This window comes from Sphingobacterium sp. BIGb0116 (assembly GCF_024808035.1).
Taxonomy (GTDB): domain Bacteria; phylum Bacteroidota; class Bacteroidia; order Sphingobacteriales; family Sphingobacteriaceae; genus Sphingobacterium; species Sphingobacterium paramultivorum.
In genome coordinates this window covers 662,658-683,790 of the sequence record NZ_JANUDT010000001.1, presented here as the reverse complement: position 1 = coordinate 683,790, position 21,133 = coordinate 662,658, and the positions used below count along the sequence as shown (strand labels likewise).

Genomic DNA, 21,133 nt, shown 5'->3' with positions numbered 1-21,133 from the left:
TGCATGTGCTAAGGATAAATTGCTAAGGATATATTTTGTTAAAATCTAAAACGAATGAAACTTTTGAAAACGAATTTGCTATTTCTTGGATTGACAGCTTTGTCAACAATGGGCTATAGTCAAACAACATTAAAGACCAATTATTTCAAAATCGTGATTGACCAGAAAGGTTATATCACGAGTATGCAGAATATTACAAAGAAATCGAATAGGGAGTTTAGTCCAGCAGATAAGCCGTCCCCGCTAATGGTCTTATATAATGCGAAGAAACGGGTATATACATATCCAGAGCAGGCAAGTTATTCGGCAAGTGATAAAATCATGACTTTGGCTTATCCGAACGGTTCCACCGCACGCATCAGCATCTTACCTCAGGCTAAGTATTTCAAAATGAAATTACTTTCATTGACCAATTCAACCGATATCGAAGCTATACAATGGGGTTCCTATCATACCAATATTACCAATTTATTGGGCGAGATTATTGGCGTGAGCAGGGATACGAGTAAAGCAGCCAATTACGCGATCGGCATGTTGGCGCTCAATGACAATACATTGGGCGGAACAGCAGATATTCAAGGCGATGCAGCACCGTTTCAGTATATTATCCACTCGCCGGATGCAGCGCGTTTTCCATTGCCAAATCACTTGCATGAAGGACAAATATTTTCTTTAGGAGGTGACGGTATCAGCGATGTCGCCTTTTATGCGCACAAAGAACCTTATTATCGGATCATGTACGGAAATGCGGCTGAGGTGGATAAAAATGGACGAATATCCATTTCCTACCAATCGCGGGATCGCAGGCAAGAACGCGAAGTGTACTACTCCCTCATTCCGAATATGGCGTCCAATAAACCTAATCATCTGCTGGTACAGCCTATTCCGGGGGTGGATTATATCGGTTCTGCTATCGCTTTTTGGGGCAGCCCGGATAGCACAGCCCTAATGGACGTGGTTCAAGATATTGCCCTTAAAGAAGGCTTGCCACATCCGACAGTCAATGGAAAGTGGATCAAGGATCCTGCAGCTTTTGTGCCGGATATATTGACAGAGGGCGGGCAGTATGATAATATGATTGCCTATGCAGACCGACTTGGATTTAAGGCCATTAGTTTATATGATCAGGCCTTCTTACGTCCGGACCGTGGAAACGCAGGTTATATTGACGGCAAGAACTTTGAACGTAAGCCTTTAAAATTTGCAAACGGAGATGCCTATTCCCATAAAGAGTATGCACAGATGGCGGCCAAACATAATATTGTTATTGGTCGGACGCCAATTACAAATGCATTGGCTCCGGGTACCAAAGATGCCAGTCCGGTGCCGAGCGATAGCATCTGGTATCAACAAAAACGTCCTTTAGCTAAGGCAATTAGTGCTACAGATACATTGATCTATGTGGATGACCCGACGCATCTGGAGGAAATTGGCAGTTGGGAAGGGCATGTTAAAAGCCTGAATATGATTAAAATCGGGAAAGAGCTTATCCATTATTTGGGCGTGAGCGATACCAAACCTTATCGTTTACTCAATGTGAAACGGGGCTATTGGGATTCCAAGGCTACAGCGCATGCCGCCTTAGATACACTATATAAGTTGCAGGTAACGATCAACTACGGTTATGATGGATTGATCCCCAATATTCAGTTGCAAGATAAAATAGCCGAATATTATGCAGACGTCAGCGCAATCAATGGCTTAGGCTATTATGATTTTGATGGACAGGAATTCTTATTTAATAATGGTCATGGCTACTATTCGGCGAAACGTTTTTTTCGTAAAATGTTTGAACGTGCGAAACAACGTGGATTGGCAGATATTCGTTTTACAGGGGCTACTTTATCTGAAGGATCATGGCATTATCAAAGTATATGGAACGTAGGTGGCGGTAAAAACTTATATGATGCAGAGACGCGGGAATGGGGAAGTGCGACAAGTCAAGGAAAAGATTTACGTGATGTCTCCTACGCTAATTTTTTCCCTGTCGGAATGGGCGGGAATTTCCCGATTACCGAAAAGTCTACTGTAGAGGAATATGAGCATATCCAGGCCATGTCCGTGGGTACGGGATCAACTTATAGTTTAAAACTGAATCAGAAACAGGTAGAAAGTTGTCCACAGAAAGATGCTATTTTCCAAGCGATCCGCACCTGGGAAAATGCCCGGAGGGCAAATGCTTTCCCGCGCTGGGTGAAAGAGTATCTGGTGGATCCAACGCAGAGTTTTAGATTAGAAGAACTCGATAAAGATCACTGGAATCTTTATCGTATCAATAGGGATGGTTCGGGTAAGAAACTATTAACAAAATTGACAAGAGCAAAAGGATATTAAAAAAAACTATATCCGGCCCATTCAGGCCGGATTAGTTTTTATAGCATTAAACTGATGAAAATGAAAATTACTTTTTTCTTAACCTGTATTTTCTTTTTGGGATTTGGAGCCTCGTCGGCGCAGGTAAAATCGGAACCTCGGGAATACCATGTTGCGATTACTGGAAGTGACGCGCAGGGTGGTACTCCTACAAAACCACTCCGTACTATAATGGCTGCGGCCAGGTTTGCAATGCCGGGTGATATTATTACGGTTCACGAAGGGGTATACCGCGAAAGTATCGTTCCACCACGTGGTGGTCTTTCGGCAAAACAACCGATTACCTACCGTGCTGCAAAAGGTGAAAAAGTGGTTATTAAAGGCTCGGAAGAAGTGAAGGGCTGGAAGCTAATCGGTGACGATATTTGGCAGCTCGAATTGCCAAATTCATTCTTTGGTACATTCAATCCCTATCAGGAAGAAATCCGCGGGGACTGGTTTTGGCCGACACCGAAAGAAAGGAAATATCACCGCGGGGCAGTTTATCTTCATGGTCATTGGCTGATGGAAGCTTCTTCCAAAGAACAGCTCTTGGACATTCATTCGCCAAAAGGGGAATGGTGGGCTTCGGTTGATGGGCAAAAAACGGCTATCTGGGCCCGGTTTCCACAGGTTGATCCGAATCAGGAACAGGTAGAAATCAATGTTCGACCTCGAGTCTTCTATCCGGATCGCCCTTTTGTCAACTACATCACCGTGGATGGTTTTGTGATGGAACAGGCCGCGACTAACTGGGCACCACCCACTGCCGAACAGGAAGGACTTATCGGTACACATTGGAGTAAGGGCTGGCGTATAGTCAACAATACCATACAATATTCGAAATGTGTTGGAATTGCCCTAGGCAAATATGGTGATGCCTATGATAATAAAGATACGGAGTCCGCTGAAGGGTATGTCGGCACAATAAAAAGAGCGCTGGCTTTTGGCTGGAACAAAGACAGTGTCGGCAGTCATTATGTGGGAAATAACAAGATAGCCTATTGCGAACAGGCCGGTATTGTGGGTAGTATGGGCTGTTCATTCAGCACGGTAGAGCACAATACAATACATGATATCCATATCGAGCGCCTTTTTACTGGTGCTGAAATGGCTGGAATAAAATTTCATGGTGGAGTGGATGTCAGCATTCGAAATAATCGGATTTATCGGACGAATATGGCAATTTGGTTGGACTGGATGGCGCAAGGCGCTCAGATTATGAACAACCTGTTTTATCAAAATGATCTCGATATATTTTTGGAAGTAACGCATGGGCCTGCGTTGGTTGCCAATAACATTATGCTTTCCCCGAAAAATCTGTCAATGAATGCGCAAGGAGCGGCTTTCGCTCATAATCTTTTTGCCGGAAAAATCGAAGTTATTGCATACGATAGCCGATTGACTCCTTACCTAAAACCGCACGCTACACAACTTGTGGCAATAAAAGATAATCCGGCAGGGGATGTGCAGTTTGTCAATAATATTTTTACAAAAGGATCTGATATCAGTGATTATTATAAAGCGTATCTTCCAGTGTTGTTGGATGCTAACGTCTATACTAAGGGTAGTATTGGTGTGTCAACTGCCAAAGTAAATGCACGAATGGGGGAAATACATGCCAACGCCGAGCAGCAGATGAAGTCGTATGTGAGCAAACTTGCAGTAGAACATAATGCGTTGATCGATACGAATGAGGCTGTTCTTGTCAATTTAGTGGAAAAACAAGGTAAGGTCTATTTGGACTTTCCGTTTCAAGCAAAATGGTTGCAACAGAAGAGAGATTTGGTGACTTCAAGATCATTAAGTCCAACGGTAATATCCGAGTTGCCATTTGAGGATCGAAATGGGCGGCCTTTGCAGATTGACCGGGACTACTTCGGTAAAGCTCGAAAAAAATCCAATCCGTCTCCAGGTCCATTTGAATATACAGGGAAGAAGGAAGAAAAAATAACATTGATTTATGAATAGAAACCGAATAATACAATTAAAATCTTACGGGATGCTGTTGAGCATCCTTTTTTGCGTTTTGTCTGGATATGGTCAAGAACAACTGGACAGTACGACAGTCGCAAAATTGAATCCTGCGTTCTTGCATGTCAATGGCAACAAACCAAAGATTGGCATTCCTGAGATCGAAGGTTATAAAGTTAACTTAATCGGTTCAGATAACAAGGTAATAATCGATCTAAAAGGAAACATTTCGTCGCCTTTGGTTGATAAGAAAGTAAATTTATTATTCAAGGTTACAAGACTGTCTGATACTGCTTATGCCGAAATACCGGTGAAAGATATTTACGTCAAAGGACGGTATCAAGGAACCGGTGTGGGTGAGGTACCATTTGTAATTCCGTCCCTCCGGGAGTGGCATGGAGAAGTAGGATATTATGCTTTAAACAAAGGGACAGCGATTGTTGTATCGGCTAAAGATAAGGAGGCTGAGCAGGTGGCCGAATTGCTGAAGGACGATATCCGTAAGATGTTTGGACTTCACTTGATCGTTAAGGCAGGAACGCCTAAAAAAGGAGATATTTTTATAACGGCTTCCGGAGCAGAAGAATTGGGTGAAGAAGGCTATTCGCTTCATATTGATGATGTCTTTACGATCAAGGCCAGGCATTATAAAGGAAAGGTATTTGCGACGAGAACCTTACTTCAATTGTTGGATCGTGACCGAGCAGCTTTGCGTATTCCAAAAGGCGATTCAAGGGATTATCCGGCGTATGAGGTTCGGGGATTTGTTATCGATGTAGCCAGAAAGTTTTTTACGATTGATTTCTTGAATGACTATGTTGAGATTCTGTCCTATTATAAATTATCAGACTTCCATATTCATTTGACAGATAACGGTTTTCATAAGTTCTTTAACTTTGATTGGGACAGTACTTATGCGGCGTTTCGTTTAGAAAATGAGCGTTATCCCAATCTAACTTCCAGGGATGGACATTATAGCAAATCTGAGTTTATAGACCTCCAAAAGAAAGCATTACGATACGGGGTTACTATTATCCCCGAGATCGATGTGCCAGCGCATTCCTTGGCGATCTCACATGCGATTCCCGAAGTCGGAAGCAAGAAATTTGGTATGGATCATTTAGATCTAGACAATCCAAAGACCTATGAAGTTGTTAAGAATATCTTCGACGAATATACAAAAGGGGATCATCCCGTTTTTCTTGGGGAGGAAGTGCATGTAGGGACGGATGAGTATGATAAGAAAGAGGCCGAGCCCTTTCGCAAGTTTACCGATTTTGTGTTTAAGACTGTTCAGGACAATGGAAAAAAAGTACGGGCTTGGGGGGCGTTGACCCATGCGCAGGGGAAAACGCCTGTGCGCGTGAAAGATGTTACCTTAAATATGTGGTATAATGGTTATGCCGACCCATTAGAAATGAAAAAGTTGGGGTATTCTCAGATTAGTACGCCAGATGGTTTTCTCTATATTGTGCCTGCAGCAGGCTACTACTATGACTATTTAAATACCGATTATCTGTATAATAATTGGAGTCCGAGAAATATCGGAAGTGTGACTTTTGAGAAAGGAGATCCCATCCTTAGGGGCGGAAGTTTTGCAGTATGGAATGATGTTGTCGGAAATGGTGTATCACAGAAAGATGTGCACAACCGCGTGTTTCCAGGTATACAGGTTCTCGCCGAAAAAATGTGGACCGCAGAAGACCAGCACCTTAGTCTTTATAGCTTTAACGAGAAACGCCGGGATGTTCGGGAAGCACCGGGACTAAATCTAAGGGGACATTTTAAAACAGCCTCACCGTTATTTGGCTACTTTGATTTTGAGTCCCAAGCCGACAATAAAATCACGAATGAGTGGAAAAGGGCGGAAGGTACAACGATTGACTATGCCGCGGGGGTGAAGGGCAAAGGATTGCATTTTAGTACGCCGGCCAGCACGCTTAAAATGCCGATAGATGAGATCGGCGAACACTACACGGTATCGTTTTGGATCAAGCCTGAAAAAGAGTTGAACGGAAACCTTTTTGTATCTAAAAACGCAACGATATCCGCCAATGAACAAGGATTGGGATTTGATCGAGATGGGTATCATTATGACTTCGACTGTAAGTTGCCCGTAGGCGAATGGTCCTTTGTTGCTGTTGTTGCTGATGCCGTGGGTACGCAGTTTTTTCGCAATGGCGAACTGGTTAAAGATATGAAACCCTTTGATGTTGTGAAGCCTTATAAGGATAAAAATGACAAAGAGGTAAAATTTAAGAAAATACAGACTTTAGTATTTCCGCTGGCCGAAATCAAACTTGGACAAGCCGTACTCGATGAACTCAAAATATATAACGAAAAGTTATCAGCACAGGAAATTAGAAGCGAATATAAAATAGTGAAAGGAGAAGGAAAATGAATCTTTTTTTTATGATAAACCGTATTCAATTTAGTATCATTTTATTTTTTGTAGTTTTCAATTGCAATTCACAGTCCAGGTATGTCAATCCGTTTATCGGTGCGGTTACCAGTGGTGAAAAAGCCGAAACGGGAGGACACGGTTTCGGTAAAACTTTTCCGGGGGCAGCAACTCCATTTGGCTTAACACAGGTTAGCCCCAACACAATCACTGGTGGAGATAATGGTTCTGGATATAACTACGAGCATACCTCCATCGAAGGCTTTGCCTTTACACAAATGAGTGGGATAGGCTGGTACGGTGATCTAGGTAATTTTTTAATCATGCCGACCACAGGGGAGCTGAAAACCTCGGCCGGCAGTGCCGAACATCCGGAAAAAGGCTACCGCTCTCGTTTTTCCAAAAAAGATGAGAAAGCAAGTGCCGGTTATTATGAAGTGGTGCTTTCAGATTATAATATAAAAGCTGAAATGACCGCTACGCCGCATAGCGGTATGCTTAGGTTTACTTTTCCCAAACATAAAAAGTCGCGGATTCAGATCGACTTAGCGCGGCGAGTAGGTGGTACATCTACGGAACAATATGTGAAAGTGGTGGACAACCATACCATCCAAGGATGGATGAAGTGCACGCCCGAAGGTGGAGGTTGGGGAAATGGTGATGGGAAGGCAAATTATACGGTCTATTTTTATGCCCAATTTAGTAAGCCTTTTACCGATACGGGGGTATGGAGTTGTGCCCTTCCAGAGGGGCAAAAACGGAAATTGGAAGATGTTACAAGTGCCAGTTATCAACAGATGGTTTCCAAATCTGTCGTCACAAAAAATATCGGCATTAAGGAAGGTAAACATTTGGGGTTTTATACCGAATTCCCTACACAAGCAAATGAGCAGGTCTTAATGAAAGCTGGAATTTCATTTGTCAGTATGGAGGGAGCCAAAAATAACCTTGAAACAGAAATCAAAGATTGGAACTTTAACAATGTATTGGAGCAGACGCAGAAACGATGGGATGATGCATTAGGGAAAATCGAGGTTCACGGTGGGACAGAAGACGAGAAAACTGTTTTTTACACGGCTTTGTATCATTCGATGATCGATCCGCGAGATTTCTCGGATGTAGATGGAAAATACGTTGGCGGTGACGGACATATTCACCAAACGAAAGATTTTACCAAGCGAACAGTATTTAGCGGCTGGGATGTTTTTCGAAGTCAGTTTCCTTTGCAAACGATTATTAATCCGACTATCGTAAATGATATGATCAATTCTTTGGTGACATTGGCCGAAGAAAGTAAACAGGATTATTTAGAACGTTGGGAATTTTTGAACGCGTATAGTGGCTGTATGATCGGAAACCCTGCCGTATCAGTTATTACGGACGCCTATATGAAAGGGATATCCAACTTTGATATAGAAAAAGCTTATAAATATGCGCGACAAACGGTTGAAAAATTTGGAAATGGAGAAAATGGAACTACAGGGGAAATTTCGACGACATTGGAATATGCTTATACAGAATGGTGCCTGTCTCAATTAGCGAAACGATTAAATAAAACGGCTGATGTGGATTTATATGCTCATCGTGCGCAAAGCTATAGAAATCTCTTTGATCCGACAGTTGGTTGGTTTCGACCGAAAGAACAGGATGGTACATGGAGTAAATGGCCGGAGACGGGGCGCTTAACTCAAAATTACGGCTGTGTGGAGAGCAACCCTTATCAGCAAGGATGGTTTGTCCCTCATGATGTGGATGGACTTGCAGGCCTTTTGGGTGGTAAGCAAAAAACCATCGCGGATCTCAACAGTTTTTTTGAACTCGCTCCGCAAGATATGATGTGGAATAATTATTATAACCATGCCAATGAACCGGTACACCATGCACCCTTTTTGTTTAATCGTTTAGGAGCGCCATGGCTCACGCAAAAATGGACGCGTGAAATTTGTTCACGTGCCTATCATAATTCAGTTTATGGTCTGATAGGTAATGAAGATGTGGGGCAGATGTCAGCATGGTATGTATTGGCGGCATCTGGATTACACCCTATTTGTCCGGGTGACACACGCTATGAGATTACAAGTCCTGTGTTTGATACGATCACCTTTAAACTTGATCCCAAATATTATCCTGGGGCACAGTTTGTAATCAAAACAGAAAATAACTCGCCTGAAAATCGCTACATCCAAAAAGCTGAACTTAATGGCGTCCCTTATAATAACTGTTTTATAGATCACAATGAAATTATGCGAGGAGGAACCTTGGTATTGTTTATGGGGAAAGAACCGAATGAACAGTGGGGGCTCAGTAAAATTGTTGAAAGCAAATAAATACTAGGGATTCGTTAGCCTAAGTCGTCTTTTAAATAAAGCATTATCATGAAATTGCCAAATCTTAAGCTCGTTTTTTTTACCTGTTTTCTTGGCTTTTGCTCCTTTGGGCAAAGTCTGGCTCAACGAAGTCCGATACCGTCAGGTATGTTGGATAGGAGCAAAGCTGTTGTATCACAATATGTAGCCAAATTCGATCGTCCTGCAACACGGATACCATCCCAAGTAGCCGTGGATGCCCCTTTGTTGGGTAATGGCAGTACAGGAGTAGCAATTGCGGGTACACCTGATAGGCAGACCTATTACCTGGCGAGAAATGATTTTTGGCGGTTAAAATCTGGATTTAACGAGTCTTATCCTGCCGTATTAGGTAAAGTAGAAGTGGCTATTCCAATGTTAAAGAAGGCTAGTTATCAGGTTGATGTGGATCTTTATACAGCAATTGCAACCTCAACCTTTCAGGCAGGAGATACGCTGCTGGAGATCAGATCATTTGTTTCCGAGAAAGATGACTGCTTGATTTTACAATTTCAAAACAAAGGCAAAAAACAAATCAATGGGCAGATTAATCTGCTACTCCCTGCCGAAGACCAATTTAAAAATAATCCACCAGCGGAATCACTGTTCCCAGCTGTCACGCAGCAGGGGACGAGAGGAAATGGAACAATATTCATCAGTAGAGGCTTTGAGGAGCTGGTAGATATTCCGACAAAGGCTGCTGTTGCTGGAAAAATAATCACACAGCAGCAACCTGATTTCAACTTACATGCAGGCGAGTCACTAACTTATGTATGTGCCTTATCTTCCAATTTTAAAAGTAAGAATTGTGTGGAAAAGGTGCTTAAGACCGTGGATGGTTTAGATCTGAAAAATGTAAAACTGCTCGAACGCGAACATAAAAAGTGGTGGGCAGATTTTTGGTCGGAGTCTTATGTTGAAATTCCTGATAAAGTGATCGAAAAACAATATTACCTGTCTCACTATGTGATGGGATCCTGTAGTCGCGATCCGCAATTTGCCCCACCCATTTTTGGAACATGGATTACGCGGGAGATTCCCAATTGGAATGGTGATTATCATTTGAATTATAACTATATGGCGCCTTACTATGGGCTTTATTCTTCCAATCATCTTGCTGCAGCAGGTTCGTATGAGCAACCTTTGCTCGACTTTATGGAACGGGGTAAGTTCTATTCGAAAGAAATAACAGGGATTTCAGAGGGATTGCTATATCCAGTGGGAATAGGCCCGAAAGGGATGGAAACAACCCGTCAAAATGCAATCATGGAAAGCGTATTTGGTGGATATATCCAAGGTGGACAGGTGGAGCATAAAGGTTTGTTCTTTGGTCAGAAAAGCAATGTGTCCTATGGTGTCACCAATATGGCTACAGCGTTTTATACGACTTATGATCGCAATTATGCACGGAAAATATACCCTTATGTGCGTGGTGCAGCTGTGTTTTGGACCAACTATGTCAAGAAAGATGAAAATGGTCGTTATGTGATTTTTAACGATGCCATTCACGAAGGGACGGTCGGGGATAGTAATCCAATTCTAAGTCTTGGACTGGTAAGGCAGACATTGCAGCTGGCTGCCGATTTGAGTGCCTATTTGGATGTGGACCGTCAGTTGGCGGCGAATTGGACACAGGTAAAGGCGAATCTCGCTACTTTTCTGGTTCAGGAAAAAGAGGGGCAATCAGTCTTCCGTTATACCGAAAAGGGCCCCGCATGGTGGAATGATAATACACTGGGCATACAGCATATTTTCCCGGCTATGCAGATTGATCTGGAAAGTGATCAGCGTTGGATTACTATTTCACGTAACACGATCGAAAAAATGGGACGTTGGACAGATAACAATGGCACCAATAGTTTTTTTCCTGCAGCGGTTCGTGTAGGCTACAGTGCCGATAGTATACTATATCATTTGCATCGATATAGCCAACATACTTATCCCAATGGATTTCAACGGAACAACCCGCATGGTATAGAAAATTGTAGTACTGTACCGACAACCATTAATCAGATGTTGTGTGGTGTCCATCAGCAGGTGCTAAAATTATTTCCTGTATGGCCCAAACAACAGAATGGGCAATTTGGCAACCTACGTGTGGACGGCGCCTTCCTCGTGTCATCAAAACTCGACAATGGGGCTGTTACTTATGTAGAGATCTTAAGTGAGCAAGGACGAAATTTGATGCTTGACAATCCTTGGCCCGGACATAAAATTTCCTGGCGCAAAAATGGAAAAATAATGCAGCCTTTTGAGGGCGATCGCCTGCGTATAGCAACGAAAAAAGGAGATCGTATTTACTTGCAAGTTGCTGTCCAGTAAGCAGTGGTGAACTGTTGCTGTTTGAGAAATTAGAAAGGTATACCTGAGAAAATAAAACTATAAAATGAAATTTAACCGTTGTTTTTTGAGACTGAATGTTCTTTTTTTGTTAATTATTGCCGGGGGAAAGCAAGTGACAATGGCGCAAAGCAAAAGTTACGCTTTTCTTGATGTAAAAAGAAGTCGGGAGGAACGTATTCAGGATCTGATTGCGCGACTGAGCCTATCGGAAAAAGTGCAAATGATGAAGCACGAGTTTAAGGGCATTCCACGATTGGGCATCCCTGCATACGATTGGTGGAATGAGGCGCTGCATGGTGTTGCACGGACAGAAGAAAAAGTAACTGTGTATCCGCAGGCTATAGGCATGGCGGCTACTTTCAATACGGCTGCGGTCAAACAGATGGGGGATTATACGGCAACAGAAGGTCGCGCATTATTCAATGAAGATCTCAAAGCTGGAAAAACAGGTAAACGCTATCGTGGACTGACCTATTGGACTCCAAATATCAATATTTTTCGTGATCCACGCTGGGGAAGAGGGCAGGAGACGTATGGTGAAGACCCTTATTTGACAGGGCAGATCGGAACAGCTATCGTGCGCGGGCTGGAAGGTGATGATCCACAGTATTTGAAGGCAGTTGCGGCAGCTAAGCATTACGCTGTGCACAGTGGACCCGAGCATAATCGACATTCTTTTAATGCAGAAGTCTCAGCTTATGACCTTTGGGATACCTATCTCCCTGCATTTCGGCAATTGGTGACCAAGGCCAAGGTACATGGGATCATGTGTGCCTACAACCGCTTGGATGGAATGCCCTGTTGCGGCAATAATGTGTTGCTCAATACTATTTTACGCCATCAATGGGGCTTTAAAGGCTATGTAACTTCGGATTGTGGGGGTATCAATGATTTTGCCAGCGGACATAACACACATCCGGATAATACAGCGGCCGTCAGTGCTGCAGTTTTGGCCGGAACAGATCTCGAATGTGGTAATCTCTATCAATTGTTGGAACAGGGGGTAAAACAAGGTGCATTATCCGAAAAGGATATTGATGTTTCACTAGCCCGACTTTTGCAGATCTGGTTTCAATTGGGAATGTTCGATCCACAGGAACTGGTACCTTACGCAAAGATTGGTCGTGAAGTTATTGAAAGTAAATCGCATAAGGCACATGCTTATAAAATGGCGCAGGAGTCTATGGTGCTGTTGAAAAATGAGCATAATATGCTACCCCTTGATCCCAATAAAATAAAAAGAATAGCTTTTATCGGCCCCAATGCCGATAATGGACATGCGCAGTTAGCAAATTACTTTGGTACGCCTTCGGAAATTGTAACACCGTTGAGCAGTTTACAAAAGCGTTATGGAAAGCAAATCGCTATAGACTATCTTCCGGGAACAGAAATCATGAAAAAAATCGATGGCGGCCCTTCATTTGAAGAAATTGTTAAAAAGGCTGCGGTAGCAGATGTTATTGTTTTCGTTGGCGGTATAACGGCAGACTACGAAGGTGAAGCTGGTGATGCTGGTGCAGCGGGTTATGGTGCTTTTGTGAATGGAGACCGATCGACTATGGCTTCTCCTGAAGTGCAGACGGCACTTTTAAAAGAACTGAAAAAAACAGGGAAACCACTTGTATTGGTCAATATGTCGGGATCAGTGATGAGCTTCGATTGGGAATCACAGCATGTAGATGCGCTATTGCAGGCATGGTATGGTGGACAGGCGGCTGGCGATGCTATAACGGATGTGCTATTTGGTCGCTATAATCCGGCAGGACGTATGCCTTTGACAACGTATAAAAGTGATGCAGACTTGCCTGATTTTGAGGATTACTCCATGGCAAACCGCACCTATCGTTATTTTAGGGGGGAGGTGCGTTATCCATTTGGTTACGGCCTGAGCTATACGAAGTTTGACTATAAACAATTACAAGTGCCTACTTTCGTTGAAACGGGTACTGATGTTCAGGTAACTGTACAGGTGACAAATAACGGTCAGCGCGACGGTGATGAGGTCGTTCAATTATATGTTGTTCATCCAAAAGAAGGAAACTATAAAGTGCCCAATAATGCTTTAAAAGGTTTTAAGCGCGTATTTTTCAAAAAGGGTCAGTCGCAGAAAATAACCTTCACCTTGACACCAGAAGATCTGGCTTTGGTGAGCGAAAGAGGCGAGTTGATACAAAAAGGTGGCGCTGTCAAAATATATGTTGGTGGTGGTCAGCCGGGGAAATCTGTAGGCGTAGAGGCCGAAATTAAAATGCAAGGAACAGCGTATCGACCATATTAAGGCAAAATAGAAGAAGGTTTGTATGGACCTTACTGTTAAATAATCAATAAATAAATAAGAATAAATGAAAGTAATTTTCGGAATGTTCCTCGCCATGTTATCCTTCTCCTTATTTGGACAACAGCAGGAAATTACACGCATGGGAAATGCGCGTGTAGCGCTCTTTGATCGGGACTGGAAGTTTTCCCGCTTTGGTTTGCAGGCTGATGGCAATCAATTGGCTGAACCTAATGATTTGCATAAGACCGAATGTAATGATGATACTTGGCGTAGCTTGGATCTACCGCATGATTGGGCTATCGAAGGGCCATTCCGTATTGAGTTGGCCAGTGAATCCGGAAAGCTGCCTTATAAAGGAATAGGCTGGTACAGAAAACATTTTAAAGTCGAAAACCTTCAAGTTGGAGAGCGTGTTTATCTGGATTTTGATGGAGCCATGGCGAATGCTAAAATTTGGTTAAATGGCCGTTATGTGGGAACTTGGCCTTATGGGTATAGTTCTTTTCGTATGGACTTGACACCTTACCTAAAAAAAGATGCTGAGAATGTTCTGGCGGTACGTTTGGATACCGAAAATTGGGAATCAAGGTGGTATAGCGGAGCTGGAATCTATCGCCACGTATGGATGGTACGTACTTCGGCCGTGCATGTTGCACATTGGGGAACCGCTATTACAACACCTGTTGTCAACGATCAATATGCAACGGTGATGAATGAAGTGACGTTGGATAACTTTCGTTTTTTTTCAGTACATGCTGAGGTCAAAGCGACTTATTTTGAGTTAGATGCTCAAGATAAACCTGGAAAACAGGTGGCTACCGCCAGTGGATTTGTAGACCTTCATGCCAATGCAAGTGGCAAACTGAATCTTGAAACGCGTATCAATCAACCGAAACGATGGGATATTCTATCGCCAAATCGTTATGTAGAAAAGATCGAAGTCATCGTTGATGGCCAAACAAGCGATACTTATTACAGTCCTTTTGGTGTACGGACTATCGCATTCACAGCAAATGAAGGCTTCAAGTTAAACGGCCGTCGTGTAGATATAAAAGGGGTGTGTAACCATCATGATTTGGGATCATTAGGGGCTGCCTTTAATAAAAGTGCCTTGGAGCGTCAGCTCAAAATGTTACAGGCCATGGGTATGAATTCCCTGCGCACTTCGCACAACCCACCAGCACCAGAATTATTGGAGTTGGCTGATAAAATGGGGATTTTAATTTGGGATGAAGCTTTTGACGCTTGGCGTACAGGTAAGCGCGCAAAAGATTATAATAAATTGTACGATGAGTGGCATGAACGCGATCTACTGGCCATGGTACACCGCGACCGAAATCATCCGTCGGTATTTATATGGTCCATTGGTAATGAGGTGCTTGAACAACAGGATGTCAACATGACTAGGCATCTGGCCGATATTATTCGTCGGGCAGATCCAACACGACCAGTTTCCAATGGTTATAATGACCCGGATGGCGGCCGTGAATCGGGCGCTGCAACCGCTTTGGATATCATGGGCGTGAATTATTTCTTCAGTCAACAGGGGCGTTGGGATAAAGATGCGCGTTATCAGAATATGCCGACTTTGGGCAGTGAAACTTCTTCCTGTGTTTCCTCCCGCGGAGAATATTTTTTTGGAACCGATTACGATGGCTGGCAGGTCACCTCTTACGATCGTGCTGCTCCGGGATGGGGCTGTTCACCGGATGCACAGTTCCGGATATTGGCTCAGTATCCAAACTTGCTGGGAGAATACGTTTGGACAGGTTTTGATTATCTGGGCGAACCGACACCTTATAATTCGGCGGAGACCAATTTGTTGAATTTTAGAACGGATCCTGCGAAACGTGCTGAATTGGAAGCCGCATTGGAAGAATTGAAGAAGAAAAATCCACCTTCAAGGAGCAGCTATTTCGGTATTATAGACCTTGCAGGTTTTCCAAAAGATCGGTTTTACCTCTATCAATCCCATTGGCGACCAGACTTACCAGTGACGCATATCCTGCCACATTGGACATGGACAAGCAGAAAAGGGGAGATTACACCGGTACATGTGTATACCTCCGGTACAGAAGCAGAACTTTTTGTCAATGGAAAAAGTCAAGGACGTAAGAAGAAGGTTGCGGGACAGGATTTTCGGTTGCAATGGGATAGTGTGCGTTTCGAACCGGGAACGGTTAAGGTAATTGCTTACAAAGACGGCAAGGAATGGTCCAAAGCAGAAATCCAAACCGCTGGAAAGGCTGAAAAACTCCAGATGGAAGCAGATCGTGCGACGATCGATGGCGGACGCTCAGAACTTGTTTTTGTGTCGGTAAAAGTGACTGATAAAAAGGGAACCTTGGTGCCTCAATCGGAGGCGTTGATTGATTTTTCGGTCGAAGGTGCAGGTGAAATTGTATCCACAGATAATGGAAATGCAATTGATTTTACCTCGTTCCAAAGTCATTCGCGTAAAGCGTATAATGGAATGGCATTGGTCATCGTAAAAGCAAAAAAAGGAGCGCAGGGTGCAATCCGAATCAACGCATCGAGTAAGGGTTTGAAAGTGGCTACTGTACAGGTATTGGCAAAATAAAAAGATGAATTACTTTAAAAAACAACTCTATATCCTGTGTCTATTGGGCGTATTGGGCCAGGCAAAGCAGAGCTATAGTCAGCAGCTGCCGCTATTTAGCAAAGAAAGCAACAGCCTGTCTGGAGACTGGTTAATAGGGACTCCCCAGGCGAAAGCAGGGCTTTTCAAGACGAAAGAAGGTCATTTGGTCTTTTCCAATGGTTTGGTCAGCCGTACATTTACGACTTTTCCAAATGTGGCCAGTATTGGTTTGGATGAATTGACTGGAAATACAGCATTTCTACGGTCAATTCGACCTGAAGCCAGCGTAACAATCGATGGGTTTACCTTTGATGTCGGCGGATTGGAAGGACAGAAAGTACATAATTATTTACTGAAAGAATGGATCCCGGGTTTAAAGGCAGATCCCATGGCCTTTAAATTCCATGACTATAAAATTGAAGATACAAAACCCCGTTTTGGCTGGAAAAAGAGACCAAACTGGATGCCTAAAGATATGCCTTGGCCTGTGCCGGGCAAAGAGCTGACATTTACCTATACATTGGATCAGCAGGCGATCGATGCGCTTGCCGCAAAGAGCAAAAGTGACCAAAACAGGGCATTGCTGTTGGAAGATAAATTTCAGCAGCTAAATTCCGGATGGAAGTTGATGGTTTCAAAATCACATGAGCGTAATTCCTTTGTCAATGAAGGAAAAGTGGGCGAAATTATGGCACTGGAAAATGCTGCTGTGTTCGCTGAAAGAACAATTCCTCAAGAGGCAAAGGTACTCGTAGCCAAGATGAATAAAGGTACTGATCAATCCAACGATTGGGGATTGGGTTTTGGACTGACCCTAACGAATGGTAGTCCCAGACTTTATTGGCGAGCAAGCGAAGGCAAGGTTGTTTTTTTTGATGGCAAACGCGATAACGGAACTTTCGAAGTTGGTAAAGCAGATCAGCTATGGTTTAGATATGAAATAGCGGATAAGGAATTATTGGCACAAGCCTCTTTGGACGGACAACAATGGCGTACTGTTGGTCATCTTCCACTAAAGTCAGGTGACAAGATACAACTGGTCCGTGTCGGAAAAATGGATCCAAACGGCGGGAATAAGGATGGTAAGGCTTCGACAAAGGAAGGTCGCTCCAAAATAGAAGGTTTTTGGGCATACGGTGATTTTCCATCCCAATTTGCAGGCGATCTGTCCAGTAAACTTGCTTATATGAAAAACGTTACGGTACAGGTTCATTATGATCTTTATGATGACATGCCGATCTTTAGTAAGTGGATTACCGTGCAGAATCAGTCGGACCGGGAAATTGTGGTTAATAGCTTTAAGAGTGAGCAATTGGCTGTATTTGAACCCGAAAGTTCGGTGGATCATAGAAGCCGTTGGTTATACCCTAATATCACCGTGGAAACAGATTATACATTTGGCGGTATGAGCGAGGAAGTCGTTTATTCCTCGAGTCTGGAGTGGAAAAAAGACCCGCTATATACCACACAGGTCCATTACGATCGGGAGACACCATGTCTGTTGGAAGTTGCACCTAAAATGGGACCTGAACAACAGGTTGCTGCCGGTGGGAAATTTGCAAGTTATCGGGTTTGGGAGCTGTTGAACGATAGCTGGGAACGCGAACGTAAGAGCCTTGGATACCGAAAAATGCTGCGCTCTATGGCGCCATGGGCAACTGAAAATCCGATATTGATGCATGTACGGAGTTCGGATAACGAGTCGGTGAAAAAGGCAATTGATCAAGCAGCGGAAGTTGGTTTTGAAATGGTGATTATGACCTTTTGGTCTGGATTCAATGCCGAAGATGATTCTCCGGAGAATATTAAACGCATGAAAGAGCTTGCTGACTATGCACATAGCAAAGGAATTGAACTTGGAGGCTATTCGCTCCTTGCCAGTCGGCATATTGATGCAAAAAATGACATTGTGCTACCTGAAGGCATGCATCCTCGCTTTGGAAGCTCACCCTGTATTGAGAGTGAATGGGGGCAGGCTTACTTCAAAAAGCTGTATAACCTGTATGAAAGTTCGGGATTGGGCGTATTTGAGCACGATGGATCCTATCCTGGAGATTGGTGCTATTCCACCGATCACCCCGGGCATCATAATGAAAAAGACTCGCAATGGAATCAGTTTAAACGGATCACTGATTTTTACAAATGGTGCCGTGAAAAGGGAATCTACCTGAATATTCCAGATATGTATTTCTTGAATGGCGGCAACAAAGTCGGGATGGGCTACCGTGAGGCAAACTGGTCCTTACCGAGGGCACAACAGGAGATTGTGGAAAGACAGAATATTTTTGATGGTACCTGGGCAAAGGCGCCGTCTATGGGCTGGATGTTTGTCCCTTTGGTAGAATATCAAGGTGGAGGCAAAGAGGCGACGATCGAGCCTTTGAAGGATCACCTGCCACATTACGAGCAACGGCTAGCCAACTTGTTTGGTGCAGGTGTACAGGCTTGTTATCGTGGACCACAGCTTTATGACTCCCCAGAGACGAAAAACGTAGTGGCCAAATGGGTGAATTTTTACAAGAAACACCGCGAAGTTTTGGACAGTGATATTATCCATGTGAGACGTCCTGACGGGATGGATTATGATGCTATTTTGCACGTGAATCCGGCGGGGAAAGAAAAAGGATTACTAATGATCTATAATCCATTGGACGAAGCGATAAAACGAAAAATTAAGGTCAACTTGTACTATACCGGACTGACAGGAAATGTACAAGTGGTTGAGCAAGATCAGAACAGTAGGACAATGCCATTAAATGCAGCCTCCGAAGCGATCTTTGAGGTCAATATACCGGCAAAAAGTCAAACTTGGTTTGTCATTAAGTAAGTCGTTCGGTGAACGTTTCGGATCAAGATTTCAATTTTTTAAAGAGCCTTCTCATCACAATGATGAGAAGACTTTTTTTTGACTTGACTTACGTGTTATTTTGTGTGCGACTTTATCTGATTGACAAGAGTTCACCATATGTGTCTTTTCGGATCAGGTTTGTCGTCGTTTACGCAATGGGATAAGCCATGCTATACGTTATTCAATATGGAGCAATTTTTTGCGCTGTTCTGAATGACCATTTTCATTAAAAGCCTCCACCGAAAAATAGTAGTCCTGACCGCTGTTGAAACTACGGCCATCAAATTTGTTTTCATAGACTACGATCGCATTGTATAATTTGTCGGATTTAATGCCCCAACGGAGAATATAGCCTTTGGTGTTCGGCGATGCCAGCCAATGTAGTGTAATCTGGCGACGATCTTCCGTATTGCGTTGTCCTGTCAGGGTGTTGATTCCCTGTGGTTTTTGCCCCAAACCATGACCGAATATTCGAAAATCATAAAGCGAAAATTTACCAGGAATCTCTTTCTTATTGGTCAGGCGGACATAACGAGCGTTGACTTTGCGATCGAGGTTAAATAATTCATGCGGGTGATCTTTTTTGTTTTTGCTTTGGTCTATCAGTGGGAGCCATTTTTTGCCATCGCTGGAGTATTCGATCACATATTGATAGCAATAAGACTGGGGCGCTTTAAGCTGGAAATCTTGATCGGCGAAATTCACCTGTAGGGCACGGATGGACATGTTCTTTTCGAGGTCAATCTGTATATATTCACCGATAGCGCCCGAAGCTGCCGACCACCAGCTTTCTATCCGTTCATCGTTAGCGTAAATTTTAGGGAATTTATCCAGTTCACTGGATACCTGAATGGGCTTGTTTTGAGATAAAAGGTTGTATGGTAGAGAAAGATCCCGCTTCTCGATATCGACTTTGGTATTGGGGATCTGAAAAGGGAGATCGGTATATACCGTTTGCGCGTAAAGCTGACCTTCCTTATCAAAAAATGCTGGAAAAAGGCCGATACGTCGTTCAAACCAGTCTCGCACCGAAATTTTCATGGTCGCTACATGCCAATAGTTGCCCAGCTTGTCCTGGAAGGTATGTCCATGACCTGCGCCTGGAATAAAACCACCTGGTTTATAAGAAAAAGGACTATTGGCTTCATAGCGAAACGGCCCCAAAGGTGAATTGGCAGTATAAACACCATCGGCATAACTTCTGAATTGCGTGCCCGGAGATGCGTATTGGAGATAGTACATCCCTTTGTGTTTAATCATTGTTGCCCCCTCGTTCCAACCTGGAGTTCCCAGTTCGTTATGCTCGCCTTGTACTTCCCAGCCATATTGTTTTTCATGATGTTGAATCAATACTTGTGGGGTACCAATGGGTTTGAAACCATCGTTAGGATCTACCTCCACCCCCATGATGGGATCAACGTTTGAACATCCCCAATACAGATAGACTTTACCAGTATCGTCCTTGAAGAAGGCTGGATCTGTCATGCCAATGGTAAATTTGGTCGGTATGGGTTCCCACTGATCCTGATCAGGATTGGTTGTTTTATAAATTTGAGGTTTTCCACCCGAAGCCAAAAAGTAAAGTGCACCATTGTAATTTAATACAGTAGGTGCATAAGCTTCAATGCTGCCAATACTTTTGCAAGGGATATACAGCCAGTCTTTTAAATCTGAGGAGCGCCAATATCCACCGGACTTTGACGCAAATAAATAATATTGGTCGTTGAAAAGCTCGATGATGGGATCTGCTGCTTCCCGTCTACTGGGACTTTCGGGCATAAAACGATATTCCAATGCCAAAGGATTAGCGATGGTTTTTGTGGTCCGTTGTCCATAAACAAGCCCAGAAAGAGAGCTTGTACCGAAAAGAACCGCTATAAAAGTCTTCCTGAACCTATTTTTGTTCGCTGTTACAGTTTGCTGTTTTATGGGTTTATCTATTGGCTTTTGCATAATTTTCTCTTTCTAATAAAGACGATTGAAACCTTTG

At 43.3% G+C, this 21,133-nt stretch carries 9 protein-coding genes; 8 read left to right on the top strand and 1 reads right to left on the bottom strand.

All coding sequences use genetic code 11. The features are described 5' to 3' along the window. Positions 1–54 precede the first annotated feature (54 nt). From M2419_RS03110 to M2419_RS03075, 8 genes are all read left to right on the top strand, one after another. Positions 55–2,334, top strand: coding sequence for a hypothetical protein (locus M2419_RS03110; RefSeq protein ID WP_259254207.1), 2,280 nt, complete (start codon positions 55–57; stop codon positions 2,332–2,334). A gap of 60 nt (positions 2,335–2,394) precedes the next feature. Further along, a complete protein-coding gene (locus M2419_RS03105; RefSeq protein WP_194932905.1) occupies positions 2,395–4,323 on the top strand; it encodes a right-handed parallel beta-helix repeat-containing protein in 1,929 nt (642 codons plus the stop codon). Beyond that, complete coding sequence (locus M2419_RS03100) at positions 4,316–6,727, top strand: family 20 glycosylhydrolase (protein ID WP_159727788.1); 2,412 nt, start codon at positions 4,316–4,318, stop codon at positions 6,725–6,727. Before M2419_RS03105 ends, M2419_RS03100 begins: the two co-directional genes overlap by 8 nt. Before the next feature lie 11 nt (positions 6,728–6,738). Then, positions 6,739–9,054, top strand: coding sequence for a GH92 family glycosyl hydrolase (locus tag M2419_RS03095; protein ID WP_259254206.1), 2,316 nt, complete (start codon positions 6,739–6,741; stop codon positions 9,052–9,054). Between the two features lie 48 nt (positions 9,055–9,102). Next, on the top strand, positions 9,103–11,394 hold the full coding sequence (locus M2419_RS03090) for a glycosyl hydrolase family 95 catalytic domain-containing protein (protein WP_259254205.1): 2,292 nt from the start codon (positions 9,103–9,105) through the stop codon (positions 11,392–11,394). A gap of 139 nt (positions 11,395–11,533) precedes the next feature. Then, positions 11,534–13,693: a glycoside hydrolase family 3 C-terminal domain-containing protein gene (locus tag M2419_RS03085; protein WP_153847116.1), complete on the top strand. Its 2,160-nt coding sequence runs from the start codon at positions 11,534–11,536 to the stop codon at positions 13,691–13,693. A 64-nt stretch (positions 13,694–13,757) separates the two neighbouring features. Continuing rightward, positions 13,758–16,274, top strand: coding sequence for a beta-galactosidase GalB (galB, locus tag M2419_RS03080; protein ID WP_159727784.1), 2,517 nt, complete (start codon positions 13,758–13,760; stop codon positions 16,272–16,274). A gap of 4 nt (positions 16,275–16,278) precedes the next feature. Beyond that, positions 16,279–19,122, top strand: coding sequence for a hypothetical protein (locus tag M2419_RS03075; protein ID WP_182331155.1), 2,844 nt, complete (start codon positions 16,279–16,281; stop codon positions 19,120–19,122). Positions 19,123–19,320: 198 nt separating this feature from the next. Here the strand turns inward: M2419_RS03075 and M2419_RS03070 are convergent, their stop codons facing one another. Further along, positions 19,321–21,096 (bottom strand): family 43 glycosylhydrolase, encoded by a 1,776-nt coding sequence (locus M2419_RS03070; RefSeq protein WP_259254203.1) that lies wholly within the window; start codon positions 21,094–21,096, stop codon positions 19,321–19,323. Positions 21,097–21,133: the final 37 nt, after the last annotated feature.

Coding starts and splice junctions, on each gene's coding strand:
- M2419_RS03110 (WP_259254207.1), top strand. CDS start 55: ATGAAACTTTTGAAAACGAATTTGCTATTTCTTGGATTGACAGCTTTG.
- M2419_RS03105 (WP_194932905.1), top strand. CDS start 2,395: ATGAAAATTACTTTTTTCTTAACCTGTATTTTCTTTTTGGGATTTGGA.
- M2419_RS03100 (WP_159727788.1), top strand. CDS start 4,316: ATGAATAGAAACCGAATAATACAATTAAAATCTTACGGGATGCTGTTG.
- M2419_RS03095 (WP_259254206.1), top strand. CDS start 6,739: ATGATAAACCGTATTCAATTTAGTATCATTTTATTTTTTGTAGTTTTC.
- M2419_RS03090 (WP_259254205.1), top strand. CDS start 9,103: ATGAAATTGCCAAATCTTAAGCTCGTTTTTTTTACCTGTTTTCTTGGC.
- M2419_RS03085 (WP_153847116.1), top strand. CDS start 11,534: ATGGCGCAAAGCAAAAGTTACGCTTTTCTTGATGTAAAAAGAAGTCGG.
- galB (WP_159727784.1), top strand. CDS start 13,758: ATGAAAGTAATTTTCGGAATGTTCCTCGCCATGTTATCCTTCTCCTTA.
- M2419_RS03075 (WP_182331155.1), top strand. CDS start 16,279: ATGAATTACTTTAAAAAACAACTCTATATCCTGTGTCTATTGGGCGTA.
- M2419_RS03070 (WP_259254203.1), bottom strand. CDS start 21,096: ATGCAAAAGCCAATAGATAAACCCATAAAACAGCAAACTGTAACAGCG.